The following is a 25,224-nucleotide window of genomic DNA, read 5'->3' as shown; positions in this document are numbered from 1 at the left end:
AATTTTTGACGTCGCTGCGCGACGGCCCGAAGGGTGATCTACAGGGACGCAGATCACAAAATGTCTCTACACTCGAGCCATTCGCTTGAGGAAGTAGAGCCATGCGTTACGCATTCTTCCTGCTCGTCCTGTTGCTCGGCAGTGCCCAGGCTGCCGAGCAGGTACGTCTGACCAACGGCGAATGGCCGCCCTATCTCGGTGAAACCCTGCCCTACCATGGTGTAGCGTCACGCATCGTCGCCGAGGCGTTCGCACTTCAGGGCATCGAAGTGCAGTGGGAGTTTCACCCCTGGGCGCGCTCGCTGAAAATGGCCAAACAAGGCGTGCGCGACGGCAGCGCCGTCTGGTTTCACAACCCCGAACGTGAACGGCACTTTCATATCAGCGAGCCGGTGGTCGAAAGCCGCTACTACTTCTTTCACCGCAAGACCCACGCGTTTGACTGGAACGATGTCACAGATCTGCGCGGCCTGCGCATTGCCGCTACTCGTGGCTATGACTACGGCGAAGCCTTTCAACGCGCCGAAGCCGCCGGAGAGCTCGAGGTGGTACGTCTGACCGGTGATGAGCAGGGCCTGCGCCAGTTGCTGGCCGGGCGCATCGATGTGTTTCCCGTGGACAAGGTGGTGGGCTTCGACCTGCTCCATCAGCAATTCAGCGCTGCCGAACGTCGTTTGCTGAGTTTTCACCCGGTGCCACTGCGTAGCGACAGCCTGCACCTGCTGCTGTCACGAGAAGTGCCAGGCAATGCCGAACTAATGCAGCGCTTCAACCGGGGCCTGGCACGACTGCGCGACAGCGGCAAAATTTCGCAGTACCTGCTGGAAATCCAGCAGCCGTTAAGCCTCGGGCACTGAAACCGGGAACACCACCCGCACCCGCAAGCCATGCGGCATCGCCTGATGCAGGCTGATCTGCGCACGATGCGCTCGGCAGATCTCGCCGACGATAGCCAACCCCAAGCCGGCGCCACTGCCCTGTGCGCTGCGTCGATAGAAGCGTTCGAACACCTTGTCGCGCTCCTCTTCGGGAATGCCCGGCCCATCGTCTTCGACTTCCAGTACCGCTGGCGCCAAAACCCGCAGCACCAGGTTACCGCCAGGTGGCGTATATGCCAGGGCGTTATCGATCAGGTTGCTGAGCAGTTCATTGAGCAAGGTCGGTTCACCGTCGACCCAGACCGGCTGCTCGGCCTCGAGTGCCAGCGCGACACCGCGCGCATGAGCCAGCGGCGCCATGGCCAGGCCCAGTTCCCGGGCCAGCAAGCTGAGATCGATGCGTTGCGCGCCGCCTTCGGTGATGGCCCGCGCGCCACTTTCGATGCGTGCCAGCGACAGCAACTGGTTAGCCAGATTGGTCAGCCGGTCGCTGTGCTCGGCGGCCTGTTCCAGGGTCTGGCGCCAGTCATCGGGGTTATCGGCACGCAGCCCCAGGGCGATTCGCGCCTTGAGCGCGGCCAGCGGCGTGCGCAGTTCATGAGCCGCATCGGCGATAAAGGCCGACTGCCGCTCGAACAACGTCTGCAGGCGCTCGTTGAACTGATTCAGCGCCTCGACCAGCGGGCCGATCTCGCGTGGCAACTCGGCGTCTGGCAATGGCCGCAGGTCATCGCTGGCGCGCTCGGCCACGGCGCGGCGCAAGGTCTCCAGCGGTCGCAGTGCCAGGCTGACTGCGACCCAGATCAACAGCAGCGCCACCGCCACCAACAGGCCGATGCGCCACAAGGTGCCGATCAGCAACTCTCTGGCCATGCGTTCGCGGGCCCCCTGAGTTTCGGCCACGCGAATTTCCGCCATGCCTTTGATGGTGGTCTCGCTGACCGGCTGCAACAGGCTCACCACACGCACGCCCTGGCCGCGGTACATACCGTCATAGAAGCGCGCCAGCGCCGGGTAATCCTCAGTGCGTGGTGTATCGGCAGGCGCCGAAGGCAGGTCTTCGTAGCCGGAGATCAGCTCGCCTTCGATCCCCAGCACCTGGTAATAGATACGTCCGGCGCTGTCATAGGCGAAGGCATCCAGCGCCATGTAGGGCACGTTGGCGCGCAGTGCCCCCCCGGTGCTGTACAGCCCATCGGCGATGGCCCTGGCCGACGCCAGCAGCGTACGGTCATAGGCCGTGTCCGCCGCGTGACGCGCGCTCCAGTAGGCACTGAGGCTGCTGACCAGCAGGATCACCGACAACAGCAGCGCCAATCGGCGCAGCAGGCGACCGCGCAGGCTGCCGATGCGGGTCATGCCTCCACCGCCTCCAGCAGGTAACCCAGCCCGCGGAAGGTGACGATACGCACGGCATGCCCTTCGAGCTTCTTGCGCAGTCGATGGATATAGATCTCGATGGCATCGGGACTGGCCTCCTCGTCCAGGCCGAAAACCTGAGCCGCCAACTGCTCCTTGCTCATGACCCGACCCAGGCGGGCGATCATCGCCTCCAGCACCGCCTGCTCACGCGCAGTCAGCGTCAGCGTCTCACCGGCCAGGGTGAAACGTCGAGCTCCGAGGTCGTAGACCAGCTCGCCACAGCGTTGCAGTTGCTCACCACCCAGCACGCTGCGACGCAACAGCGCTTTGACCCGCGCCTCCAGCTCGGAGAGTTCGAAGGGCTTGGCCAGATAATCATCGGCGCCAAGATTGAGACCGTGCACCCGATCCTTCACCTCACCACGTGCGGTCAACATCAGCGCCGGCAGGGTCTGGCCGCGGTCACGCAAGCGTGCCAGCACGGCGAAACCATCGAGCCGCGGCAGACCGATATCGAGGATGGCCAGCGCATAGTCCTCGCTGGCAAGCGCCAGGTCGGCGGCCATGCCATCGTGCAGCACGTCTACCGTCCAGCCCGCGCCCTTGAGGGCCTGGGCCACGCTTTCCGCGAGCTGCAGATGGTCTTCGACCAGCAGAATTCGCACCTTAAACCTCCACCACAAGATCGTTCGAGGCGCGCAGTGTAGCGCCGCCATCGCCACTGTGAATTGCCGAAATGCCGAACGAGTCGAAACAGCCCTCGTAGGGGAATGCCAGTCCGTCAGGCACCAGGAGAAGGATAGGTAGGGTGCGCCGTGCGCGCCGCTGACACTCGCACTGGCACGTCGGTGCGCACGGCGCACCCTACCCCCGAATGACGGGCCCGCGCAGGCCACAAAAATCGCGCCCGGCATTTTTTTGCTGCCTGCCATCCCTGGCGGCAACCCTACGGGCCGTCGGCGGAGCCGACGTCAAAAATCGCTCCCGGCGATTTTTCATCAATGAAAGGTTGCTGAAAGCTTGAACATCTAGGATCGCCCCTCAGGTGGCTCGACCCACCTGCCTGAACGGCCTGCAGTGGAGCAGTGCCGTTACAAGAACAAGAACGGAGACCACACCATGTTTGCTGCCTCGCGTCAGGCTTTCCCGCCTGCACATCTGCTTAGTCTGGCCATCGCCGCCAGCCTCGCCGCCCCCATCGCTCAAGCCGCTTTCGTCGAAGACAGCTCGGCTAGCCTCACCGCCACCAACATCTATTTCAATCGCGACTTCCGTGAAGGTGACGGACAGAACAAGCGTGAAGAATGGGGCCAGGGTTTTCGCCTGGATGTTCAGTCCGGCTTCACCGAAGGCACCGTAGGTTTTGGTCTCGACGCCATGGGCCTGCTGGGTATCAAGCTCGACTCGGGCAAGGGCCGCACCGGTACCGACCTGCTGCCGGTGCACGACGATGGCCGTTCAGCTGACGAGTTCAGCCGCCTCGGCATGACCGCCAAGGTCAAGGTCTCCGCAACCGAATTCCGTTATGGCTCGCATGTTCCCGAGCTGCCCGTGGTCAAGGCCAGTGACAGCCGCCTGCTGCCGCAGGTATTCGAAGGCGGCCTGCTGACCTCCTCCGAACTGGAAGGCCTGACCTTCACCGGCGGTCGCCTGGACAAGGTGATCGACCGCGCCTCGACCAACGAGGAAGACCTGGTACTCGCCAGCAAGAACCGTCGTTTCGCCGCCGGCATCAGTGCCGACCACCTGGATCTGGCCGGTGTCGACTACAAGTTCGCTCCAGGCTTCACCGGTCGTTATTACTTCGCCGACCTCGACGACCTCTACCGCCAGCACTTCTTCGGCCTGCTGAGCAGCCACAAGCTGGGCGCCGGCACCCTGAGCAACGATCTACGCCTGATCCTCAGCAAGGACAGCGGCGCATCGAAGGCCGGCAAGGTGGATAACCGTGCGATCAACGCCATGCTCAGCTACGGTATCAGCGGCCACAAATTCGGCCTGGGCTTTCAGGACATGAGCGGTGACACCGGTTTTGCCTACATCGACGGCAGCGACCCATTCCTGATCAACTTCGTGCAGATCAACGACTTCGCCAACGCCGACCAGCGCTCCTGGCAGGCCCGTTACGACTACAGTTTCGCCAGCTTCGGTCTGCCCGGCCTGAGCTTCATGACCCGCTACATCACCAGTGACGACGCGCGCGTCGCCGGTAGCAACCAGCGTGGTGGCGAATGGGAACGCGACATCGAACTCAAGTACGTGGTGCAGAGCGGCCCGCTCAAGGATCTCTACATTCGTGCGCGTAACGCCAGCTTCCGCTCCGACTTCGCTCGCGATGCGGACGAAAATCGCATCATCGTCGGCTACAGCCTGCCCATCTGGTAAATCACAATAAGATTAGCGAGGAGATCCACCATGAAACCTGCCCTGATCCGTGCTGCAATCGCCGCCTCCTGCCTGGCCTTCGCCAGCCAACTGATGGCCGCCGAACCGAAACGCCCAGAATGCATCGCCCCGGCAGCCCCAGGCGGCGGCTTCGACCTGACCTGCAAACTGGCGCAAAGCGCGCTGGTAGACAGCAAGCTGCTGTCCTCGCCGATGCGTGTGACCTACATGCCGGGCGGCGTTGGCGCCGTGGCCTACAACGCAGTGGTCGCTCAGCGCCCGTCCGAAGCCGGCACCATCACCGCTTTCTCCAGCGGCTCCCTGCTGAACCTGGCGCAAGGCAAGTTCGGTCGTTTCGACGAGAATGCCGTGAAGTGGCTGGCCGGCGTCGGCACCAGCTATGGCGCCCTGGCCGTACGTAGCGACTCGCCGTACAAGACCCTCGATGATCTGGTCGCTGCCATCAAGACCGAGCCCGGCAAAGTGGTGATCGGTTCCGGCGGCACCGTCGGCAGCCAGGACTGGATGCAGACCGCGCTGATCGCCCGCGCCGCCGGCATCGACCCGCGCCAACTGCGCTACGTGGCCATGGAAGGTGGCGGTGAGCTGGCTACGGCCCTGCTCGGCGGTCACATCCAGGTCGCCAGTACCGATATCTCCGACTCCGTGCCGCACATCGAAAGTGGCGACATGCGCATCCTCGCGGTGTTCTCCGACGAGCGCTTGCCGGGCGAAGTAGTGTCGAAGATCCCGACCGCCAAGGAACAAGGCTACGACGTGACCTGGCCGGTGATCCGCGGTTTCTACGTTGGCCCGAAAGTCAGCGACGAAGCCTACGCCTGGTGGAAGAACGCCTTCGACCAACTGCTGGCCTCGGAAGACTTCGCCCAATTGCGTGAGCAACGCGAACTCTACCCCTTCGCCATGACCGGCGACGAGCTTGACGCCTACGTCAAGAAGCAGGTCGTGCAGTACAAGCAACTGGCTCAGGAATTCGGCCTGATCCAGCAGTAACCCGCATGACGCCGACACCTTGTGGGGTCGGCGTCCGGCCCGTTCCCACCACCCTCAACCGCCTGGAGCTTCGTGCTCACGGGCTGGCGTCGTTCACGCCAGGAAACCCGGCAGGCACCACAACATCACGAGGATTTCCTCATGTACCAACGCATCTTCGGCATCGTGCTGTTGCTCTGCTGCCTGGGCCTGGCCGCCGCAGCCTGGGGCTACCACGCGCCGTTCTCCTACGAACCTGTCGGGCCTCGCGCCTACCCGCTGCTGCTCCTGACGCTGATGGGCCTCGGTGCCATCTACCTGATTGCCAAGCCGGCCAGCGCCACGGCGGAACATGACGAGCCACCACTGGATCGCCACGTACTGAGCAAGGTCGTTGGCTGCGTGGTGATGCTCAGCATCTACGCCGCCGTGTTCGAACTCCTCGGCTTCATTCCGGCAAGTATCCTCTTCGCCATCGCCATGGCCCGCCTGTATGAAGGCTCCTGGAAGGTCAGCGTGATCGCTGGCGTGGCACTCAGCGTCGGTCTGTATCTGCTGTTCGACAAAGCCCTCGACGTACCCCTGCCGCTCGGCATCCTCGCCGCGCTGGAGAATTAATCATGGATACCCTCAGCTATCTCGGTCAGGGCTTCGGCGTCGCCCTGAGCCCCTACAACCTGCTCACCGCCCTGTGCGGCACCCTGATCGGCACGGTCGTCGGCCTGCTTCCCGGCCTGGGCCCGATCAACGGCGTGGCGCTGCTGATCCCCATCGCCTTCGCCCTCGGCCTGCCGCCGGAAACGGCGCTGATCCTGCTCGCTGCCGTGTACCTGGGCTGCGAGTACGGCGGCCGTATTTCCTCGATTCTGCTGAACATCCCGGGCGAAGCCTCGGCCGTGATGACCACCCTCGACGGCTACCCGCTAGCGCGTCAGGGCAAGGCTGGCGTTGCCCTGTCCATCTCCGCCTGGAGCTCCTTCGTCGGCGGCCTGATCGCCACCTGCGGTGTGGTCATCTTCGCCCCGCTGCTGGCGAAGTGGGCCGTGGCCTTCGGCCCCGCGGAATACTTCGTGCTGATGGTATTCGCCATCGTCTGCCTGGCCGGCATGGCCGGCAACAAGCCGATGAAAACCGCCATCGCCTGCTGCATCGGCCTGTTCCTGTCGTGCGTCGGCATCGACTCGAACAGCGGCGTGTATCGCTTTACCTTCGGCAGCCTGGGCCTGGCTGACGGCATCCAGTTCGTGGTGCTGGTACTGGGGCTGTTCTCGGTCAGCGAGATTCTGGTGCTGCTCGAACGCACCCACCATGGCCAGAAAGCCATCCAAGCCAAGGGCCGCATGCTGTTCAACCTCAAGGAGGGCATGTCGGTACTGGCCACCAACCTGCGCAGCGGCGCAATCGGCTTCGGCCTGGGCATCCTCCCGGGTGCCGGTGCGACCCTGGCCAGTGCCGTGGCGTACATGAGCGAAAAACGCCTGGCGCACAAGGACAACAAGTTCGGCAACGGCGACCTGCGCGGCCTGGCTGCCCCGGAAACCGCCAACAGCGCCTCGGCTTGCGGCTCCATGGTGCCGATGCTGACCCTCGGCGTTCCCGGTTCGGGCACCACCGCGGTCATGCTCGGCGCACTGACGCTGTACAACATCACCCCTGGCCCGCTGCTGTTCCGAGACCAGCCGGATATTGTCTGGGGCCTGATCGCCTCGCTGTTCATCGCCAACATCATGCTGATCGTGATGAACGTGCCGATGATCAAGATCTTCACCAAGATCCTCGCCGTGCCGTATTGGGCACTGGTACCGGCCATCGCCATCATCACCTCGATCGGTGTCTATGCGGTGCATGCCACCACCTTCGACCTGTTCCTGATGATCGGTATCGGCGTCGCGGGCTACATTCTGCGCAAGCTGGACTTCCCGCTGTCGGCCATTCTGCTGGGCTTCATCCTCGGCGGCCTGATGGAGCAGAACCTGCGTCGTGCACTGTCGATCTCCAATGGCGAGCTGGGCATCCTGTTCGCCAGTCCGATCACCTGGGGCGTGTGGACGCTGATCGTCGGCATGATCGCCCTGCCCTTCTACCGTAGCTGGCGCAAGCGTAACCAGCGTCAGGCTGAAGTGGCTGACGCCGCCTAAGGAAGATGTGTGTCGTTAAGCGTTTCCTCCTTTAACCCCCGCGGCTGGTGGCCCACGCCACTGGCCGGCGCGGTGGGTGGTTACCTGGCCAGTCTCGCAGACTGGCCTTTGCCGTGGATGGTCGGTTCGTTGTTGGCGGTAATCGTTGTGCGCTGCCTGGCCAATCGCGCCTTCAGTGAACTGCCGGGCGGGCGCAAGGCCGGCCAATGGCTGGTCGCCAGCGGCATCGGTCTGCACTTCACCAGCGACGTGCTGCAGCAGGTGCTCAGCCACTTGCCCGTGATCGTGATGGGCGCCTTCGGCACGCTGCTGCTGAGCCTGATCGGCATTGCCATCCTGCGTCGTGCTGGCGTAGACCGCGCTACCGCCTTCTTCGCCAGCATGCCTGGCGGTGCCAGCGAGATGGTCAACCTGGCCCTGCGTCACGATGCCCAACCCGCGCGCGTGGCGGCGGCGCACAGCCTGCGTCTGCTGCTGGTGGTGCTGCTGATTCCGGCGCTGTTCACCTGGGGCCTGCCCGCCGTCAGCGCGCCGACTCGTGCACCGGTGGACTGGACCTGGCTGATCGGCCTGCTCGCCGCTGGCGCTCTACTAGCAATGCTCTGGGGCCGCCTGAAACAACCCAACCCATGGATGCTCGGCCCACTGACTGTCTGCGCCGTTGCCAGCGCCGGCTTCGACCTGCATCTGGGCCTGCCGCCAGGCCTCGGCCAGCTCGGCCAGTGGCTAATTGGTTGCGCTCTGGGCTGTCACTTCGATCGCGCTTTCTTCCGCAGTGCACCGGGTTTTCTCGCCCGCGTGCTGGCCTTCACCTTGCTGGCGATGCTCGCCGCTGCCGTGCTCGGCGAAGCCCTCGGTTGGTTGGCTGGCGAAGACCACCTGTCGCTGATGCTGGGCATGATGCCCGGCGGCATTACCGAGCTGTGCCTGACCGCCGAAGCCTTGCAGCTGTCGGTGGCGCTGGTGACTGCATTGCAGGTGCTACGGCTGTTTCTGGTGATGTTCCTGGCAGAACCCTTATTCAAGCTCTGGTGCAAGCGCCACGCGTAGGGCGGACCGGAACGCCGGCCGCTCGTAGCGCCAGCGAACAGTCCGCCGGTTGGACTGCGAGCTTGCGCCACCCCGGCGGCGTACTGCTGCGCGAGTACGCCCTACGCGACTGTGGAAGACGCTTTCGGCTCTGGCATCCAACTCTACCTCCAGCATCCATGCAGTCGTAGCGGCGAAAAACTCGCGGCTGAAGCCCCTCCCACGACCGGACGCTACCACTGCAACTGCAGATGGCTATCAAACTCACGCATCTGCCCGCTAAGCGGATCGACGAAACGCAAGCCTCGCGCCAGCAGTTTGAGCGGCTTGCTGTAGTCATCCGGCAGATTACGCGATTCCCGCAGCAGCGGATAGAAATCGTCGCCGACGATAGGCGCGCCGAGCCCGGACAGATGCACGCGCAGCTGATGCTTGCGTCCGGTCACCGGCGACAAGCCGTAACGCCACAGTTCGCCGCGTCGTTCCAGCACCTCGATTCGGGTTTCGCTGTTGGCCTCGCCTGCGACTTCCTGCATGCGAAAGAACGGCTCACCGTCGACCATGCGTGAACGATGCAGGTAGGGAAACTGCAACTGCGCCAATGCCGGAGCGATAGCCTCGTAGCGTTTCTCCACCGCGCGCTGGCGAAACAGCGCCTGATACTGGCCACGACTGGCCGGGTTGACCGAGAACAACACCAGGCCAGCCGTCAGTCGGTCGATGCGGTGGATCGGCACCAGGTCAGGATTGCCGGTGCGCTTGATCATGCGTGCCAGCAGGGTCTGCTCGACGTACTCACCGGCAGGCATCACCGGCAGAAAATGCGGTTTGTCGGCGACCAGCAGGTGCTCGTCCTGCCACAGCACCTGTTCGACGAAAGGAATTGGCGTCTCATTCGGCACTTCACGGAAATAGCGCACCTTGAGACCAGCCCGATAGGGATGCGTGGCGTCGATGGGCGTGCCCGCCGCATCCAGCACCCGACCGCGCGCCATACGTTGCAGCCAGGTGGCGCGGTCGATGGCGGGAAAGTGATCGCACAGGCAATCGAGCACCGTCGCCCAGCGGCCCTGGGGCAAATGAAGCGTGCTGGGACGCATGGCGGGGTTGGGCATTGCAGAAGCTGCTCGACGGCTTATGAAGGGGCGAATTAGGCCGTACTCGCGCGGCTCAGTCAAAGCCAAGCGCACCCCGGTTCAGCGCTTCGCGACAGCTCTGCCAGAGGAAGAAGCACACTGCGCGACTTTCGAGCTCACGCCTTGAGCCTGGGGCGCACTCTGGCTATGGTGGCCGCTCGTATCTGGAGAGACCCATGTCCATCACCCGCTCCCTGCTTACCAGCGTCGCCCTCCTCCCGCTTCTGGCTGCCTGCCAGGTCTACACCGGCAAGCCGGAAGGCCCACCTCCGGCCACCCGCCTGCAGGGTCAAGTCCAGATTGAAAATGGTCAACTGGTCCTCACCCCCTGCCAGGAACAGCGCCGCTTCGTGCTGATCGATGGCGGCAGCACAGGCATCGAGCGCGAAGTCGTGCAGCTCGGCAGTGATGGCCAGGCCAGCCTGTTCGCCGATCTGACCGGTCGCCTGGGCGGCAGCCAGGGCAAAGGCAACGACGGCCGTTTCGAGGTCAACCAGATCTATCGCCTGCAAGGTGAGGGGCCTAGCTGCGACGACCTCAACTTCAAACGCCTGGCCCTGCGCGCCAGCGGCAACGAGCCGTTCTGGCAACTGGAAGTCGGCAGCAAGGGCCTGGTGCTCAATCGTCCCGAGCAGGAGCCGCTGGCCCTGCCCTACCTGGAAGAGCAGCTGCCGGATGGCCGCCTGAATTTCAGCAGCGAAGCCAACGGCCAGCATCTGGATCTGTGGGTGGCGCCGCAGCGCTGCGTCGACAGCATGAGCGGCACGGTCAATCACCTCAGCGCCGAACTGCGCCTCGACGGCCAGGTACTACGCGGCTGCGCGCATTTCGGCGCCATGCGTAACTGATGAGGCCTGAGCGAGCGTACGGGCCTCTGGGACAGCGATCCTGTACAATTGCCGCCCTTTTCCACCTTGCCGGATCACCACCGGCCAACCAGGACACTGCCCATGCTTCGCCTGACCGAACTGAAACTGCCCCTCGACCATGCCGATGATGCCCTGCGCCCGGCTATCGTCCAGCGCCTGGGCATCGCCGACAATGACCTGCTGACCTTCAGCGTGTTCAAGCGCAGCTACGATGCGCGCAAGAAGTACGGCGACATGCCGTTCATCTACACCATCGACTGCGAGGTGAAAGACGAAGCCGCCCTGCTCGCTCGCCTGAGTGATGACAAGCATGTCGGCCCGGCACCGGACATCACCTACAAGCCGGTCGGCAAGGCCGAAACGCCGTTGGACGAACGCCCCATCGTCGTCGGCTTTGGTCCCTGCGGCATCTTCGCCGCGCTGATCCTGGCCCAGGCCGGCTTGCGCCCCATCGTGCTGGAACGCGGCAAGGAAGTACGCCAACGCACCAAGGACACCTGGGGCCTGTGGCGCAAGAACGTGCTCGACCCGGAATCCAACGTGCAATTCGGCGAAGGCGGCGCTGGCACCTTCTCCGACGGCAAGCTGTACAGCCAGATCAAGGACCCGCATCACCACGGACGCAAGGTGCTGCAGGAGTTCGTCAAGGCTGGCGCACCGGACGAGATCCTCTACGTCAGCAAGCCGCATATCGGCACCTTCCGCTTGACCGGCGTGGTCGCCACCATGCGTGAAGAGATCAAGGCTCTCGGCGGCGAAGTGCGTTTCCAGGAGCGTGTCAGCGACCTGCTGATCGAAGACGGCCAACTCACCGGCGTGGTGCTGGAGAACGGCGAGCAGTTGCTCAGCCGCCATGTGGTGCTGGCCCTCGGCCACAGCTCACGCGACACCTTCCGCATGCTCCATGCCCGCGGCGTGTACCTGGAAGCCAAGCCCTTCTCGGTCGGCTTCCGCATCGAACACCCGCAGTCGCTGATCGACCGCGCCCGCCTGGGCAAATACGCAGACCACCCGAAACTCGGCGCTGCCGATTACAAGCTGGTGCACCACGCCAGCAACGGTCGCTCGGTCTACAGCTTCTGCATGTGCCCGGGCGGCACCGTGGTCGCCGCCACCTCCGAGCCTGAGCGCGTGGTCACCAACGGCATGAGCCAGTATTCGCGCAACGAGCGCAACGCCAACGCCGGCATCGTCGTCGGCATCACTCCCGAGCAGGACTATCCGGGTGGCCCGCTGGCCGGTGTGGAACTGCAGGAACGCTTGGAATCGCACGCCTACGTGCTCGGCGGGCGCAACTACGAGGCGCCCGGACAACTGGTCGGCGACTTCATAAAAGGCAAGCCGTCCACCGCCCTCGGCGAAGTGCAACCCTCCTACAAGCCGGGCGTGAAACTGGGCGATCTGGCGCCCTCGCTGCCGGACTTCGCCATCGAAGCCATCCGCGAAGCATTGCCGGCCTTCGGCAAGCAGATCAAGGGCTTCGACCTGGCTGATGCGGTACTCACCGGCATCGAAACGCGCACTTCATCGCCGGTGCGCATCACCCGTGGCGATGACCTGCAGAGTCTGAATCTCAAGGGGCTGTATCCGGCCGGTGAAGGTGCCGGCTACGCCGGCGGCATTCTTTCCGCTGGGGTCGACGGCATTCGCGTGGCCGAAGCCGTGGCCAAAGACATGCTTGGGTTGAATCGCTAAGCCCCTTCGTGTCACACACCCCGTAGGGTGGGTTAGCGGCGCCAAACCTGCGAAGGTCCGATCACCGCCATCGTAGTGCGCCGCGTACCCCACCAGGCGATTGTCCTGCTCTGCGCCAATGGTGGGTTACGGCGCAACGGACTTTGCGGGCTCATCAAGATAGCTGACAGGCGCCTAACCCACCCTACGGATCTCGGGCATCCTGGTAGGGTGGGTTAGCGGCGCCAAGCCTGAGAATGTCCGATCACCGCCATCGCAGTGCGCCGCGTAACCCACCAGGCGATAGTCCTGCGTTGCGCCAATGGTGGGTTACGGCGCAATGGACCGTGCGGGCTCATCAGGATAGGTGACAGGCACCTAACCCACGGATATCGGTCAGTCGCGATAGCGCGCAGCCGTAGAAGTATCAAAGATCCGCGTGGCGCTGGCAGCAAAGGGTCGAACGCCGCGAACCATTCGGTCGACGCGCCGGGTCGGCATAGGTCAGCAGCTCACTGACACCAGCCTTGCGCATCATCCCTGCCGATGCCGCATTCTCTTCGTGACGATCGATATAGATATCGCTGACGCCCAGCCGCCACAGTTCGGTGACGGCCTCGCGCAGAAGGCGCGCACCCAATCCTCGGCCGACAGAGTCGCGATGCACCACCGCCTCGCAGATGTAGCCATGCACCTGACTGGTACGCGCCGCAGGTTGATAAGCGGCGAAATCCTGGGTCAGGCGATAACTGACGAAACCCAGCAGTTGCCCCTGCTCCTAGGGTCTGTTGCCGTTTCGACGCGAGCCGCGTTGCTGCGCCAAATTGCGCCACGCGAGGCGCGGGATGCAGGTAATGGTCGTTCCCTTGCCAAATCCCGCAACGACGCATGGCGCAATTTGCCGCGCAACCCGAAGGGACGGGCCAGTTTTTGCGTGGTACGTCGTTACTCGACGGCTCATTTGGGCGACCAAACTTCGCCTCTCGCGCCTAGCCCCACGCAAAAACTGGCTCCGTCGCGGCCGTGCGCGAAACGGCAACAGACCCTAGGCCAACACCGCCAGCGTCGTACTTGCTGCAATACCTTGCAAGTGCTGGCGAACCTCGACTTCGGGCAGATGATTCCAGGGGTTGGGCCCATGCTCGAGAATCAACGCGCAGAGCGCCTCGATATCCTCGACACAAGCTTGACGCATGACCAGCTCGCTCATTTCCTGACGCCCCTGTCGCTTGATTCAAGAGCGCAGTCTAGAGTGGGCAATTGCCTGACGACAGTGACAGCCAGGCGCGAGAAATGCCTGACAGTGGATCAGTGATCATCGTCCCACGGCTGACCATGGGTGCGCTCGGTCAACTCGACCTTCTGCTGCATCGCGGCCTTGGACAGGATATGCGCACTGACCGGCGCAGTCAGGAACAGGAACAGAGTGATCAGCAGTTCGTGCAGGCTGAGGTTGCCGGTGTGGTGAGCGAAGAACAGCATCGAAGCGATCAGCGTAGCGCCGACGCCCAGCGTCGTGGCCTTGGTCGGCCCATGCAGACGCGTGAAGAAGTCCGGCAGACGATACAGGCCAATGGCGCCGACCAGGGCAAACAGGCTACCCAGAATCAGGCAGGCGCAAATCAACAGTTCCAGCCAGAATGGCATGGGCATTCTCCCTTAATCGATGATGTCGCCGTGCAGCAGGTGCTTACCCACTGCGACCGTGCCGACGAAGCCCATCACCGCGATCAGCAGCGCGGCCTCGAAGAACAGATCCGATGCCAGCCAGATACCAAACAGCACGATCAGCGCCAAGGCGTTGATGTACAGGGTATCCAGTGCCAGCACGCGGTCGACGATGCTCGGGCCTTTGACCAGTCGAGCGACGTTGAGGAGCATGGCCAACGTGATGATGCCCATGCACAGAAAGACTACGTTTTCGAGCATTCGAAAATCTCCAGCAGCGGCGTTTCGTAACGGCTCTTGACCTCGGCGATCAGCTCGTCGTGATCCGGCACGTCGAGCCCGTGCAGCAACAGGGTCTTGTGATCGGAGCTGAGTCCGGCGGACACCGTCCCAGGCGTCAGCGAAATGATGCAGGCCAGGACCGACAGGAGGAATTCATCCTCGATCTCGACTGGCACCTCGACGAATGCCGGATTGAGGCGCGACTTCGGCCCCAGCACCAGCCGGACCACCTGCAGGTTGGCCACCACGATGTCGTAGAACACCTTGCCGATGAACAGCAGCAACCCCAGGGGCTTGCGTACTTTCGGCACGGTCAGCAGGAAATCGCCGCACAGGTGCACGATCGACCAGCCCAGAAACAAACCGAGCAGGATATGCCCCAGGTTGAGGGTGTTGACCAGCAGCAGCCAAAGCACCGTCAGCACCAGCATCATCCGCGGGTGGGGGAACAAACGCCTCATGCCGCACCTCCGGCGATGATCGACAGGTAGGGTTGCAGATCGAGCAACTGCGCCGCGGCAGCCTCCAGATACGCCAGGATGGGCTTGGCAGCGATCAGCAGCAGCGGGCTGGCCAGCAACAGGCCAAGCGCAGCCAGGAGGCTGACGCGGTCAGCCGGTTCGGCTTTAGCAGGTGCCGCATCGGCGCCATGGCCCAGCCAGAACAGGCTGGTCCCGGCGCGGCTCAGCGCCACAAGCGTCAACAGCCCGCCGATCAGCACCACCGGCCACAGGCTCCAGGCCTGCCAACCTGGCTCCGCCGCGCGCAGCAGCAGCATCTTGCCGAGGAACCCGGAGAACGGTGGCAGACCGGCCACGGAAATCGACGCGAAGAAGAACATGCAGCCCAGCACCAGAGGCTGGCGCAGCACGCGCTCCTGCTGCAGGTCGCCGCCGGCGCTGTCACGCTGGGCAACCACCAGGCCTGCCAGCAAGAACAGCGCAGCGCTGATCAGCGTGCTGTGCAGCATGTAGTAGAGCGCCGCGCTCAGCGCCGCCGGGCTGCCCATAGCGAAACCGGCCATCAGGGTGCCCACCGAGACCACCACCAGATAGGCCAGCAACGCCTGCAGCTGACGTGCACCTAGAGCGCCAATCACACCGAAGGCAATGGTCAGAAGCGCCAGCCACCAGAGCAGCTCATGACCAAGATTGGCCAGCGTCCCGGCCTGTTCGCCGAACACCAGGGTGAATACACGCACGATGGCGTAGAAGCCCACCTTGGTCATGATCGCAAACAACGCCGCCACCGAAGCAGGCGCGGCGGCGTAGGCACGCGGCAGCCAGAAGCACAGCGGCAACACGGCGGCCTTGAGGCCAAAGACGATCAGCAGCAGATAGGCAGCCGCCTTGAGCAGCGGCGCGTCGGCGACATCGACACTGGCCACCCGCGCAGCCAGGTCCGGCATGTTCAGGGTTCCGGTCAGGCCGTACAGCAGGCTGACGCCGATCAGGAAGAACGACGAACCCAGCAGGTTGAGCACCACATAGTGCACGCCCGCCTTGACCTGGCTGGCGCGGTTGCCATGCAACAGCAGCGCGTAGGACGAGATCAGCAGGATCTCGAAGAACACGAACAGGTTGAACAGGTCGGCGGTCAGGAATGCACCATTGATACCCAGCAGTTGAAACTGGAACAGCGCATGGAAGTTCGGCCCACGCTCATCGTCGCCACGACAGGCATAGATCAGGGCGAAGCCGGCAAGCACGGAAGTCAGCAGCAGCAGCGCAGCGTTGAAACGGTCGAGCAGCAGCATGATGCCGAACGGCGGCGCCCAGTTACCCAGGGCATAAACCTGTAATTGCCCCGCACCAGCCAACAGCACCAAGTACAGGCACACCGGCAGCAACGCCAGGCAGCCGACCAGGGAAATGCCCCGCTTGACCTGGCGTGACCAGCTGTGACCGACCAGCAGCAGCGCACCGAAGAACAGCGGCAGCAGAATCGGGAGGATGATGGCGTGACTCATGCGCGCGGCTCCTCGCCATCGACGTGATCGGTTTTCAGCTCACCCAGGCCACGCAGCGCCAGCACTACGACGAATGCCGTCATGGCAAAGCCGATGACGATCGCGGTCAGTACCAGCGCCTGTGGCAGCGGGTCACCGTGCTCGGCGCTCTTGCCGATAACCGCTGGCACACCCGTGCCGAGCCGGCCCATGGAGAAGATGAACAGGTTGACCGCATAGGAGATCAGGGTCAGCCCCATCACTACCGGGAAAATGCGCGCCCTTAGCAGTAGGTACACGCCGCTGGCAGTCAGCACCCCGAGGGTGATTGCGAATACTGCCTCCATATCAGATGACCTCCTTGCACGACTCGTCCTGACTGACATGGCCGAGGTTGGAAAGAATCAGCAGGGTGGCGCCGACAACGGCCAGGTACACCCCAAGATCGAAGAGGATGGCGGTGGCCAGCTCGATTTCGCCGATCAGCGGAATATGGAAGTGATCGAAGGCCGAGGTCAGGAACGGCGAGCCGAAGGCCCAGCTGCCCAGACCGGTCAGGCCGGCAATCAGCACACCCCAACCGGCGGTGGCGTGATAGCTGAACTTCAGACGCTCCTGCGTCCAGGTTACGCCGTGGGAGATGTACTGCAGGATCAGCGCCACCGAGGTGATCAGGCCGGCGATGAAACCGCCACCTGGCAGGTTGTGCCCGCGCAGGAAGATGAACGCCGATACCAGCAACGCCATCGGCAGCATGGCGCGCGAGAGCATATCGAGAATCATCGGGTGCGCATCGGTCGACCACGGCCGCCCGTTCTTGTCGTGGCTCGGATGTGGCAGGTGCAAACCATACAGCAGCGCGTAGATGCCGATGGCGGCAATCGCCAAAACGGTGATCTCACCCAGGGTATCGAAACCACGGAAGTCCACCAGGATCACATTGACCACATTGGTGCCACCACCGCCGGAGACGCTGTTCTCGAGGAAGAACGAGGAAATGCTCTGATAGGGACGGGTCAGCACCGCATAGGTCAGCATCGCCACCATGGTGCCGCTGCCCAACGCCAGGGTCAGATCACGCAGACCACGCAGGCTGCTCGACTCCGCCGGGGTACGGTCGGTCATGAAGTACAGGGTGAGAATCAGCAGAATGATGGTCACCACCTCTACCGACAACTGGGTCAGCGCCAGATCCGGCGCCGAGAAACGGGCAAAGGCCAATGCCACCATCAGGCCGGCAGCGCTGAGGATCATCAGCGCCACCAGGCGACGACGATGGAAGACCACGGTGAGTACGGCGGTGACCATCAGAATCAGCATGCCGGTGACGGTCATCGGATCGAGCGGGGTCATCGGCACGCTACCGGCCAACTGCTCGAGCGGCGACAGCGCGATGATCACCAGAGTCAGGGCACTGCCCAGCATCCAGGCCAGATAGCGCTGCTGCGAGCCGCTTTCCAGCAGCACGGTGATGCGCACGGACAGGCGCGTCATGTAACGCACCACCTGATCGAAGGCATCCTTGGCATCCAGGTTGGGCAGCCCCTCGTACCAGCGGAACAGCGGTTTGCGGCAGGTGTAGACGATGATCCCACCGAACAGCGCAACGAAACTCATCAGCAGCGGCAGGTTGAAGCCGTGCCAGATGGCCAGGCTGTACTCAGGCAGCTCGCCACCCAGGGTCGAAGCGGCGGCGGCGGCCAACAACGGCGCTACCGTGTAGGCTGGCACGATGCCGACCAGCAGGCAGAGGAACACCAGCACCTCGACCGGCACCTTCATGTAGCGCGGCGGCTCGTGCGGCGGGTATTTGGGCAAGTCGATCGGCTCGCCATTGAAGAACACGTCGTGAATGAAACGCAGCGAGTAGGCCACCGAGAACACCCCGGCCAGGGTCGCGGCAGCCGGAATCACCCAGTTGAAACCGCCCAGCAGGTGCTGGTGCAAGGTTTCGGTGAAGAACATCTCCTTGCTCAAAAAGCCATTGAGCAGCGGCACGCCAGCCATGGCCGAAGCCGCCACCATCGCCAGCACCGCCGTATGCGGCATGTACTTCCACAAGCCGTTTATTCGCCGCATGTCGCGGCTACCGGTTTCGTGGTCGATGATGCCGGCAGCCATGAACAGCGAAGCCTTGAAGGTCGCGTGGTTGATGATGTGGAACACCGCCGCCACAGCCGCTAGCTGGGTATCCAGGCCGAACAGCAACGTGATCAGCCCCAGGTGGCTGATGGTCGAATACGCCAGCAGGCCCTTCAGGTCATGCTGGAACAGCGCCATGCCGGCGCCCACCAGCAAGGTGGCCAGGCCGGTCAGGCTGACGATGTAGAACCACCACTCGGAACCGGCCAGCGCCGGATACAGACGCGCCAGCAGGAAGACCCCGGCCTTGACCATGGTCGCCGAGTGCAGATAGGCCGATACCGGTGTTGGCGCCGCCATCGCGTGCGGCAGCCAGAAATGGAAAGGGAATTGCGCCGACTTGGTGAACACGCCCAGCAGTACCAGCACCAGCGCCAGCGGATACAGCTCGTGCGCGCGAATCGCGTAGCCGGCGGCCAGCACTTGAGACAGTTCGAAGCTACCGGCGATGTGGCCGATCAGCAGGATACCGGCGAGCAGCGCCAGACCACCGCCACCGGTGATTGCCAGCGCCATGCGCGCGCCCTTGCGGGCATCGGAGCGCGAACCCCAGAAGCCAATCAGCAGGAACGACGACAGGCTGGTCAGCTCCCAGAACATCAGCATCAGCAGCAGATTTTCCGACAGCACCACACCGAGCATGGCGCCCATGAACAGCAGCAGGAAGGCGAAGAAACGCCCCATGGGCTCGGTCTTGGCCAGGTAATAGCGCGCGTAGAGGATGACCAGTAGGCCGATGCCGAGAATCAGCAGGGCAAACAGAAAGCCCAGGCCATCGAGGCGCAGACTGAGATTCAGCCCCAGGTGCGGTAACCACTCCAGTTTGACCCGCAGCACCTCACCTGCGAACACCGCAGGCTGGTAGCTGAACAGCAGCACCAGCGCCACGATGGGCGCTATAGCCGCAGCCGCGGCACAGGCCGAGCGTCCAAGCCGATCGGCAAGCACCGGCAGAAACAACCCAAGAAATGGCAAGGCGACAATCAACGCTAGCGCCATCGGAAAAACCCCTTAAGCAGGCACGTCAGGTCAACTGACCCAACGACGAGAATTGGAGTCGCAACTCCCTGACGGTGATATTTCATGCACCACAACGGTTCAGCTAAGTTGTTGTCGGCACAAGCATAACGGCCGATTATCCATAACTATCAAGACAACGTCATGCATTGAATTATCGTTAAACACACTTGGTAACATGCAGGCGGCTGGAAGTGCTGCTGAAAGCCGACCACCACTATAGCGAGGCCACAAAAAATTGCCGGGAGCGCTTCTTTTGCGTAAGCCCGACAAGTTGTCGCCTGGGATGACAGGCAACAAAAAGCCGGAGCAACCAAAGCTGCTCCGGCTGGCTTGTAACGATCAGTGGGTAACGCGACTGGTACCGTTGACCGTCATGATGCGCACGCGCTCGCCGACGCGGAACACCTGGTTCGGCTCGACTTCCTGGACGTAGGCGCGCATGGTGCCGTCGTCCTCACGCACGGTGATCTCAACACCCTGAGTCCGGGTCAGGCCTTCCTCAGCAGCGGCGCCCAACAGACCACCGGCAACGGCACCGACCACAGCCAGGACCGCACTGCCGCGCCCGCCACCGAGGCCACTGCCACCGATACCGCCAACCACAGCGCCGGCACCCGCACCGATTGGTGTCTTGGTCCCTTCGATCTTCACCGGGCGCAGCGATTCGATGGTGCCCATGCGTACTGTTTGCACCGCTCGGGCCTCATCGCGGCTGTAGGTATCGCCGGTCAGGCTGGACTGACAGCCCCCGAGGGCCAGCATCGCGGCCAGCGAGGTAATGAGCAGAGTGGGTTTACGCATAGCAATTCCTCCAGAGGTATCTCAATCCATTAGACGCCGGGCGAGCGTAACTGTCACGGCGGAGCCTGAACAATAGTAATTTCAGACAGACCAAGTTCAGCCAGGTTCGCCCTATCAGGAGCGAGCAAGGCGCCAGAGCCGGGCGATATCCGCGGTACGCGCCTGCAACTCAGCCGCCGCACCGGCCATCGCCTGCTCCAGGGACAACGGGCCCGGCGCCAGGCTGAATGCAGCTTCGATACCCGCCTCGTACAGCGCTTGATAGTTGTCGCCCAGGCTACCGGACAAGGCGATGACCGGCACCCCGGCCGCACGCGCCACGCGCGCTACGCCGACCGGTGTCTTGCCGTGCAGGGTCTGGGCATCCATGCGCCCCTCCCCTGTAATCACCAGATCCGCGTTCTCCACCGCCGCGGCGAGGCCGGACAGTTCGGCCACCAGCGCGATACCGGGACGGAAACTGGCCTTGAGGAAGGCACGAGCAGCGAAACCGAGACCACCCGCCGCGCCCACACCGGGAAACTCGGCATGATCCTCGCCCAGCGTCGCCGCTGCGATACGGGCAAAGCGACCGAGCGCCGTATCCAGCTCCGCGACATGCTCCGGCGTCGCGCCCTTCTGCGGACCGAACACCGCAGATGCGCCGCGTGGCCCGCACAAGGGATTGTCGACATCGGCGGCGACCTCGATCTGCACCTTGAGCAAACGTGCATCGAGCCCGCTCAGATCAAGCTGGTCGAGACCGGCCAAAGCCGCACCGCCCGGCGCCAGTTCCCGCCCCTGAGCATCGAGAAAACGCATCCCCAGCGCCTGTAACAGGCCAACACCGGCGTCATTGGTGGCACTGCCACCCAACCCCAGGATGATTCGCGTAGCACCGGCGTCCAGCGCCTCACGGATCAGCTCGCCAGTGCCGAAGCTGCTGGCCAGACGGGCATCGCGCTGTTCACGCGGCACCCAGTGCAGGCCGCTGGCAGCCGCCATCTCGATGACCGCCGTACCCTGCCCCAGCCAGCCCCAATGCGCCTTGACCGGCTCACCCATGGGGCCACGCACCTCACGCTCACGGCGCTCGCCACCGACGGCAGCCAGCAACGCATCGACCGTACCCTCGCCGCCATCGGCCATGGGCCGCAGCAAACACTCGGCCTCGGGAAACACCTGCTGCCAACCGCGGGCGATGGCAGCGGCCACGTCGGGTGCGCTGAGGCTCTCCTTGAAGGAATCAGGAGCAATGACGATTTTCATGATAGGTACCTCGAAAGAAGGCAGGCGACCATAGCCGCCTGCCGATAAAGCGGATTACAGCAGAACCAGGCTGAGCAGCCAGACGGTGATGATGCCGGCGATCCCCTGGATCAGGGTTGCGACCGTCTGCGCACGGTAGGCCGTGGAGACCTTCATACGGCTGAACTGGGTCACGACCCAGAAAAAGCTATCGTTGGCATGGGACACCGTCATCGCACCGGCACCGATGGCCATTACGGTAAGCACGCGCCCCATCTCGCTATCGAGCCCCAACTGACCGAGCAGCGGTGCGACCAGCGCCGAGGTCGTGACCAGTGCCACCGTGGTAGAGCCCTGAGCACTCTTCAGCGCAGCGGCCACCACGAACGGCATGAACAGGCCGATCCCCAGCGCCGACAGGGTCGTACCCAGGTAATCACCCAGCGGCGTAACCTTGAGGATCGCCCCGAACGCGCCACCAGCACCGGTGATCAGCAGGATCGGCGCGGCGGACACCAGCCCATCGGCGACGTAATCATGGAATTCCTGACGCTTATCGTTGCTCTTAAGCAACGTGCAAGCCAGCGCCAAGCCGACCAACAGTGCCGCGATGGGCTGGCCGAAGAAATTCAGCAGACCGAACAGCAGGCCATCGCCAAAGGGCTTGCTAGGGAACACGGCAATCGAGCCTAGGCAGATCAGCACGATGGGCACGAAGATCGGCGCGAAGGCCTGGAAAGCACTGGGAAGCTTGCCATAGCGGGCCTTGAGCGCCTCGAAATCGACCGCATCGTCGAGCAGCTCGCTCGGCGCCTCTTCCAACAGCTCCTTGTCGTTCTGCTTGAGGAAGCGGTTGGCCCAGAGCATACCGGCCAACGCAGTGACCAAGGAGACAAACAGGCCGACGACAATCACCAGGCCCAGCGAGCTTTCAAGGCCGAGGTTACCGGCGGCGGCAATCGGGCCGGGGGTCGGCGGCACGAAGGTGTGGGTGGCATAGAGACCAGTGGCCAGAGCCACGCTCATGGCCACCACGGATACCTTCATGCGTGCGGCCAGGGCGTTTTTCAGCGAGTTGAGGATGACGTAGCCGGAATCGCAGAACACCGGAATCGACACCAGATAGCCGATGATCGACATGGTCAGCGTCGGGAACCGCTGGCCTAGTAAGCGAATCACGGTTTCCGCCATGGTGATGGCAGCACCACTACGCTCGAGGATCACACCGATGATGGTGCCCAGCGCGATGACGATACCGATGTATCCGAGGATGCCACCAAAGCCAGAAGCGACGGTCTTGAGAATCTCGGGAGCGGGAAGTTGATAGGCGAAGCCGGCGATGATCGCGGCGCCTAGCAAGGCGAGAAAAGGATGAAGTTTCAAACGTGTAGTGGACAGTACGATGAACGCGATGAGCGCCACCAGGATCAGGACCAGGCCCATGACCAGTCTCCTCGTTGTTGTTATGACCGGACTCGATGTCCGACTGGGAATGCCGACAGGCAGGCAATTGTGGCTCAGCCCTGAGCAACAGACCCTGTGCACCAGCACCAAAAGACAGGAAGCCTGGTGTGGTAATTTCGTTCAGCCGCACAACATTGCTCAGGACGCCTTGTTGTCTTCCACCCCCAGCAGACCAAGCCCCAGCGACAGCTGCAGACGCTGATCGAAGCGATTGAGGTCGAGCCCGCTCAACTCGCCGATGCGTTCCAACCTATAACGCAACGTATTGCGATGAATGCCCAACTCCTGCGCACAGGTTTGCACCTGGCCGTCATGCGCACACCAGGCTTCCAGCGTCGCCCTTAGCGTGCCTTGTGGGTCCTGCATCAGCACCTGCCGCAACGGCGCCAGCCAGCCCTGCAGCAACCAACTGTGGCGCTGGGCATAGAGCAGCGTCGGCAGACGCAATTCGTCCAGACGCAGCAGACGACGACCAGGAAAACGCGCCTGACCGTAGTCCTGAAGATCGCGCAGGACCAGGCTGGCCTGGCGCACCTCGGTCAGGTCATGCAGCGGATCGCTGAGCGCCAGCGAGCTCACGCCCCACTCGCGTTCGTCAGCCTGTTGCAGCCAGGCGCGATCATCGCGCGTGGTGCTGTAAGGCCGACACCAGAGCAGCTCATGACGCCCGAGCGGCGCTACCAGATGTTCACTCTTGCCCCCCAGTGCGGCGAGCAGACGCGCCTGACGCGGCAGCGGATCGCCCTCTCCATCGAGTTGCAGCAGGCACATCTGTCGTGGCCAGGTCAGTTGCAGGCCCAGGCGTTCGGCATCGACCTCGAGACTGGACAGGCGCAGCATGGGGTCGAGCAGCTGTCGCAACCAGGCCTCCTGCTGATGCCGCTGCCAATGCCGCTCGGCCTGCAACACGCGATGCTCGACCAGCATCTCCGCAGCCATACGCACCAGCTCGGCATAGGGCCGCACGATCTCGGGGTCACCGGTGATACCGAGCACGCCAATCAGGCGTTCGGCATGCAGCAAAGGCAGGTTGACACCGGGTTTGACGCCACGCAGGCAGGCCGCCGCCTGCGCATCGATTTCCACCACACGTCGGTTGGCCAGCACCAGCTGTGCACCTTCATGACGGGTGTGGAGGCGGCTGGGGTCGCCGCTGCCGATGATCATGCCCTGGGCATCCATCACGTTGATGTTGTGCGGCAGGATGGCCATGGCGCGGTCGACGATATGCTGCGCCAGGGTGGAGTCGAGTTCGAGCATGAGAAACGGCCTCGCGAATGAGGCCGTCATTGTAGGCGTGTCAGCGGCGCCTCACGAAGTATCCCTCGCAGCGCCGGCGAAACCTTCAGGTAGCCAGCATTTACTCCGCAGCAGGCGCTACAGCGCTCTCGGCGGCCTTGTCGTCCGCTGGTGCTTTCGCCTTGGCCTGATTGCGCCGAGCTTCAGCACGGTGCCGCCTGGCCTGCTGCTTGGCATGCAGCGCCTGCGCCGCCGTCACCACGCCAACGGGCTGGCCTTGCAGATCCAGACGCGGTGCATTTTCCGTCATGGCAGCCCAGTAGCGACCGCCGCGGCACCAGGCGGCAATACCTGCCTTGAGCTGCTCACTGGTGATGCCGAGCAACTGCAGATGCTGCTCAGCGTCCTTGAGAATGCCCTCTTTCAACGGCACCTTGGGCGCCGGATTGACCGGGAAGGCCAAGGGGAAGTGCTTCTGCAACCGCCAGATCGCCTCGACGGTAGGATCCTGCTCGCGCGGCTTGGCTTTGGGCGGTTGCTTGCGCTTTTGCGGCTTCGCGCTTTCGGTCTTTACCTGCTGGACCTGCTGCTTCTCGGCGCGCAGGCGGTCACGTAGCTCGGCTAATTGTTCAAAACCCATCGTTCGGTTCGCAGCGTCCTGGTTGGTTCGTGGCGCAAGGGTATCTTATGTGCTCGTTTCGTACAGCCTTATTGATAGCTGGGGTGCTTGGCTGCAGGTGATGGACAGACGTTTGAGGGACTTGTAGAGGGCCGCTTTCGGCAAAAAAGTGGGCCGGTGCGCAGGTTTAGCGGACCTCGATCAGGGCTTGGAAGCGCTTACGAAATACCAGCAAGATTCACCTGGCAGTTGATGCTCATGGACTGCCCATCGAGTTTGAAATTACGGGGGGTCAAATCAATGATTGCACCCAGGCTCCCGCATTGATTGCCAAGCTCCCGGAGGCAGAA

At 63.2% G+C, this 25,224-nt stretch carries 23 protein-coding genes and 2 pseudogenes; 9 read left to right on the top strand and 16 right to left on the bottom strand.

From position 1 onward, the window contains the following. The first annotated feature begins 101 nt into the window (after positions 1 to 101). Positions 102 to 857, top strand: a complete 756-nt coding sequence (locus DBO86_RS02140) for a substrate-binding periplasmic protein (protein ID WP_074855603.1) — start codon at positions 102 to 104, stop codon at positions 855 to 857. On the opposite strand, the gene DBO86_RS02135 is transcribed toward DBO86_RS02140, so the two are convergent. Together DBO86_RS02135 and DBO86_RS02130 are read right to left on the bottom strand one after the other, a co-directional pair. Beyond that, positions 840 to 2,237 carry a sensor histidine kinase gene (locus tag DBO86_RS02135; RefSeq protein ID WP_108232867.1) on the bottom strand — a complete coding sequence of 466 codons (1,398 nt, stop codon included), beginning with the start codon at positions 2,235 to 2,237 and terminating at the stop codon, positions 840 to 842. The two genes, DBO86_RS02140 and DBO86_RS02135, sit on opposite strands and share 18 nt — an antisense overlap. Continuing rightward, entirely contained in the window at positions 2,234 to 2,905 is a 672-nt protein-coding gene (locus DBO86_RS02130; protein WP_108232866.1) for a response regulator, read from the bottom strand. The genes DBO86_RS02135 and DBO86_RS02130 overlap by 4 nt, the downstream gene beginning before the upstream one ends. Before the next feature lie 454 nt (positions 2,906 to 3,359). On the opposite strand from DBO86_RS02130, the gene DBO86_RS02125 reads away from it, so the two are divergent. The 5 genes from DBO86_RS02125 to DBO86_RS02105 all read left to right on the top strand — a co-directional run bounded on the left by DBO86_RS02125 (position 3,360) and on the right by DBO86_RS02105 (position 8,806). Then, complete coding sequence (locus DBO86_RS02125) at positions 3,360 to 4,625, top strand: OprD family porin (protein ID WP_108232865.1); 1,266 nt, start codon at positions 3,360 to 3,362, stop codon at positions 4,623 to 4,625. Positions 4,626 to 4,718: 93 nt separating this feature from the next. Further along, positions 4,719 to 5,639, top strand: a complete 921-nt coding sequence (locus DBO86_RS02120) for a tripartite tricarboxylate transporter substrate binding protein (protein WP_241197907.1) — start codon at positions 4,719 to 4,721, stop codon at positions 5,637 to 5,639. A 141-nt stretch (positions 5,640 to 5,780) separates the two neighbouring features. Beyond that, positions 5,781 to 6,236 (top strand): tripartite tricarboxylate transporter TctB family protein, encoded by a 456-nt coding sequence (locus tag DBO86_RS02115; protein ID WP_084341052.1) that lies wholly within the window; start codon positions 5,781 to 5,783, stop codon positions 6,234 to 6,236. A gap of 2 nt (positions 6,237 to 6,238) precedes the next feature. After that, positions 6,239 to 7,756, top strand: a complete 1,518-nt coding sequence (locus tag DBO86_RS02110; protein WP_108232863.1) for a tripartite tricarboxylate transporter permease — start codon at positions 6,239 to 6,241, stop codon at positions 7,754 to 7,756. A 9-nt stretch (positions 7,757 to 7,765) separates the two neighbouring features. Beyond that, positions 7,766 to 8,806 (top strand): AbrB family transcriptional regulator, encoded by a 1,041-nt coding sequence (locus tag DBO86_RS02105; protein WP_108232862.1) that lies wholly within the window; start codon positions 7,766 to 7,768, stop codon positions 8,804 to 8,806. 212 nt (positions 8,807 to 9,018) lie between these two features. Here the strand turns inward: DBO86_RS02105 and DBO86_RS02100 are convergent, their stop codons facing one another. Continuing rightward, positions 9,019 to 9,900 (bottom strand): RluA family pseudouridine synthase, encoded by an 882-nt coding sequence (locus tag DBO86_RS02100; RefSeq protein ID WP_108232861.1) that lies wholly within the window; start codon positions 9,898 to 9,900, stop codon positions 9,019 to 9,021. Positions 9,901 to 10,097: 197 nt separating this feature from the next. On the opposite strand from DBO86_RS02100, the gene DBO86_RS02095 reads away from it, so the two are divergent. Beyond that, on the top strand, positions 10,098 to 10,769 hold the full coding sequence (locus DBO86_RS02095; protein WP_108232860.1) for a COG3650 family protein: 672 nt from the start codon (positions 10,098 to 10,100) through the stop codon (positions 10,767 to 10,769). Positions 10,770 to 10,871: 102 nt separating this feature from the next. Beyond that, on the top strand, positions 10,872 to 12,485 hold the full coding sequence (locus DBO86_RS02090) for an NAD(P)/FAD-dependent oxidoreductase (protein WP_108232859.1): 1,614 nt from the start codon (positions 10,872 to 10,874) through the stop codon (positions 12,483 to 12,485). Positions 12,486 to 12,891: 406 nt separating this feature from the next. Here the strand turns inward: DBO86_RS02090 and DBO86_RS02085 are convergent. From DBO86_RS02085 to DBO86_RS02025, 13 genes and pseudogenes are all read right to left on the bottom strand, one after another. Next, positions 12,892 to 13,233, bottom strand: a pseudogene (locus tag DBO86_RS02085) (GNAT family N-acetyltransferase); the annotation flags it as partial. A 276-nt stretch (positions 13,234 to 13,509) separates the two neighbouring features. Further along, entirely contained in the window at positions 13,510 to 13,674 is a 165-nt protein-coding gene (locus DBO86_RS02080) for a hypothetical protein (RefSeq protein WP_004423847.1), read from the bottom strand. Positions 13,675 to 13,772: 98 nt separating this feature from the next. Then, positions 13,773 to 14,111: a Na+/H+ antiporter subunit G gene (locus DBO86_RS02075; RefSeq protein ID WP_108232858.1), complete on the bottom strand. Its 339-nt coding sequence runs from the start codon at positions 14,109 to 14,111 to the stop codon at positions 13,773 to 13,775. Between the two features lie 12 nt (positions 14,112 to 14,123). Then, positions 14,124 to 14,393, bottom strand: a complete 270-nt coding sequence (locus DBO86_RS02070) for a K+/H+ antiporter subunit F (protein ID WP_108232857.1) — start codon at positions 14,391 to 14,393, stop codon at positions 14,124 to 14,126. Further along, positions 14,378 to 14,875: a Na+/H+ antiporter subunit E gene (locus tag DBO86_RS02065; RefSeq protein WP_108232856.1), complete on the bottom strand. Its 498-nt coding sequence runs from the start codon at positions 14,873 to 14,875 to the stop codon at positions 14,378 to 14,380. Before DBO86_RS02065 ends, DBO86_RS02070 begins: the two co-directional genes overlap by 16 nt. Beyond that, positions 14,872 to 16,383, bottom strand: coding sequence for a monovalent cation/H+ antiporter subunit D (locus tag DBO86_RS02060; protein WP_108232855.1), 1,512 nt, complete (start codon positions 16,381 to 16,383; stop codon positions 14,872 to 14,874). The genes DBO86_RS02065 and DBO86_RS02060 overlap by 4 nt, the downstream gene beginning before the upstream one ends. Further along, positions 16,380 to 16,709: a Na+/H+ antiporter subunit C gene (locus DBO86_RS02055; protein ID WP_084341320.1), complete on the bottom strand. Its 330-nt coding sequence runs from the start codon at positions 16,707 to 16,709 to the stop codon at positions 16,380 to 16,382. Before DBO86_RS02055 ends, DBO86_RS02060 begins: the two co-directional genes overlap by 4 nt. A gap of 1 nt (position 16,710) precedes the next feature. Continuing rightward, entirely contained in the window at positions 16,711 to 19,503 is a 2,793-nt protein-coding gene (locus tag DBO86_RS02050) for a monovalent cation/H+ antiporter subunit A (RefSeq protein WP_108232854.1), read from the bottom strand. 360 nt (positions 19,504 to 19,863) lie between these two features. After that, a complete protein-coding gene (locus DBO86_RS02045; protein ID WP_017677796.1) occupies positions 19,864 to 20,325 on the bottom strand; it encodes an outer membrane lipoprotein in 462 nt (153 codons plus the stop codon). A gap of 114 nt (positions 20,326 to 20,439) precedes the next feature. Beyond that, on the bottom strand, positions 20,440 to 21,573 hold the full coding sequence (locus DBO86_RS02040) for a glycerate kinase (RefSeq protein WP_017677797.1): 1,134 nt from the start codon (positions 21,571 to 21,573) through the stop codon (positions 20,440 to 20,442). A 54-nt stretch (positions 21,574 to 21,627) separates the two neighbouring features. Further along, entirely contained in the window at positions 21,628 to 22,995 is a 1,368-nt protein-coding gene (locus DBO86_RS02035) for a GntP family permease (RefSeq protein WP_084341323.1), read from the bottom strand. Between the two features lie 159 nt (positions 22,996 to 23,154). After that, positions 23,155 to 24,276 (bottom strand): sugar diacid recognition domain-containing protein, encoded by a 1,122-nt coding sequence (locus DBO86_RS02030; protein WP_104727075.1) that lies wholly within the window; start codon positions 24,274 to 24,276, stop codon positions 23,155 to 23,157. A gap of 100 nt (positions 24,277 to 24,376) precedes the next feature. After that, a complete protein-coding gene (locus DBO86_RS02025; protein ID WP_108232853.1) occupies positions 24,377 to 24,895 on the bottom strand; it encodes a ProQ/FinO family protein in 519 nt (172 codons plus the stop codon). Positions 24,896 to 25,089: 194 nt separating this feature from the next. Between DBO86_RS02025 and DBO86_RS02020 the strand changes: the two are divergent. Beyond that, positions 25,090 to 25,224 (top strand): annotated as a pseudogene (locus tag DBO86_RS02020) (transposase); the annotation flags it as partial.

Origin of the sequence: Ectopseudomonas oleovorans (genome assembly GCF_003052605.1) — a bacterium.
In the GTDB taxonomy this organism is placed as follows: Bacteria; Pseudomonadota; Gammaproteobacteria; order Pseudomonadales; family Pseudomonadaceae; genus Aquipseudomonas; species Aquipseudomonas oleovorans_A.
Note: the sequence above shows the minus strand (reverse complement) of the source record. Positions and strands in the feature narration are given on the sequence as shown.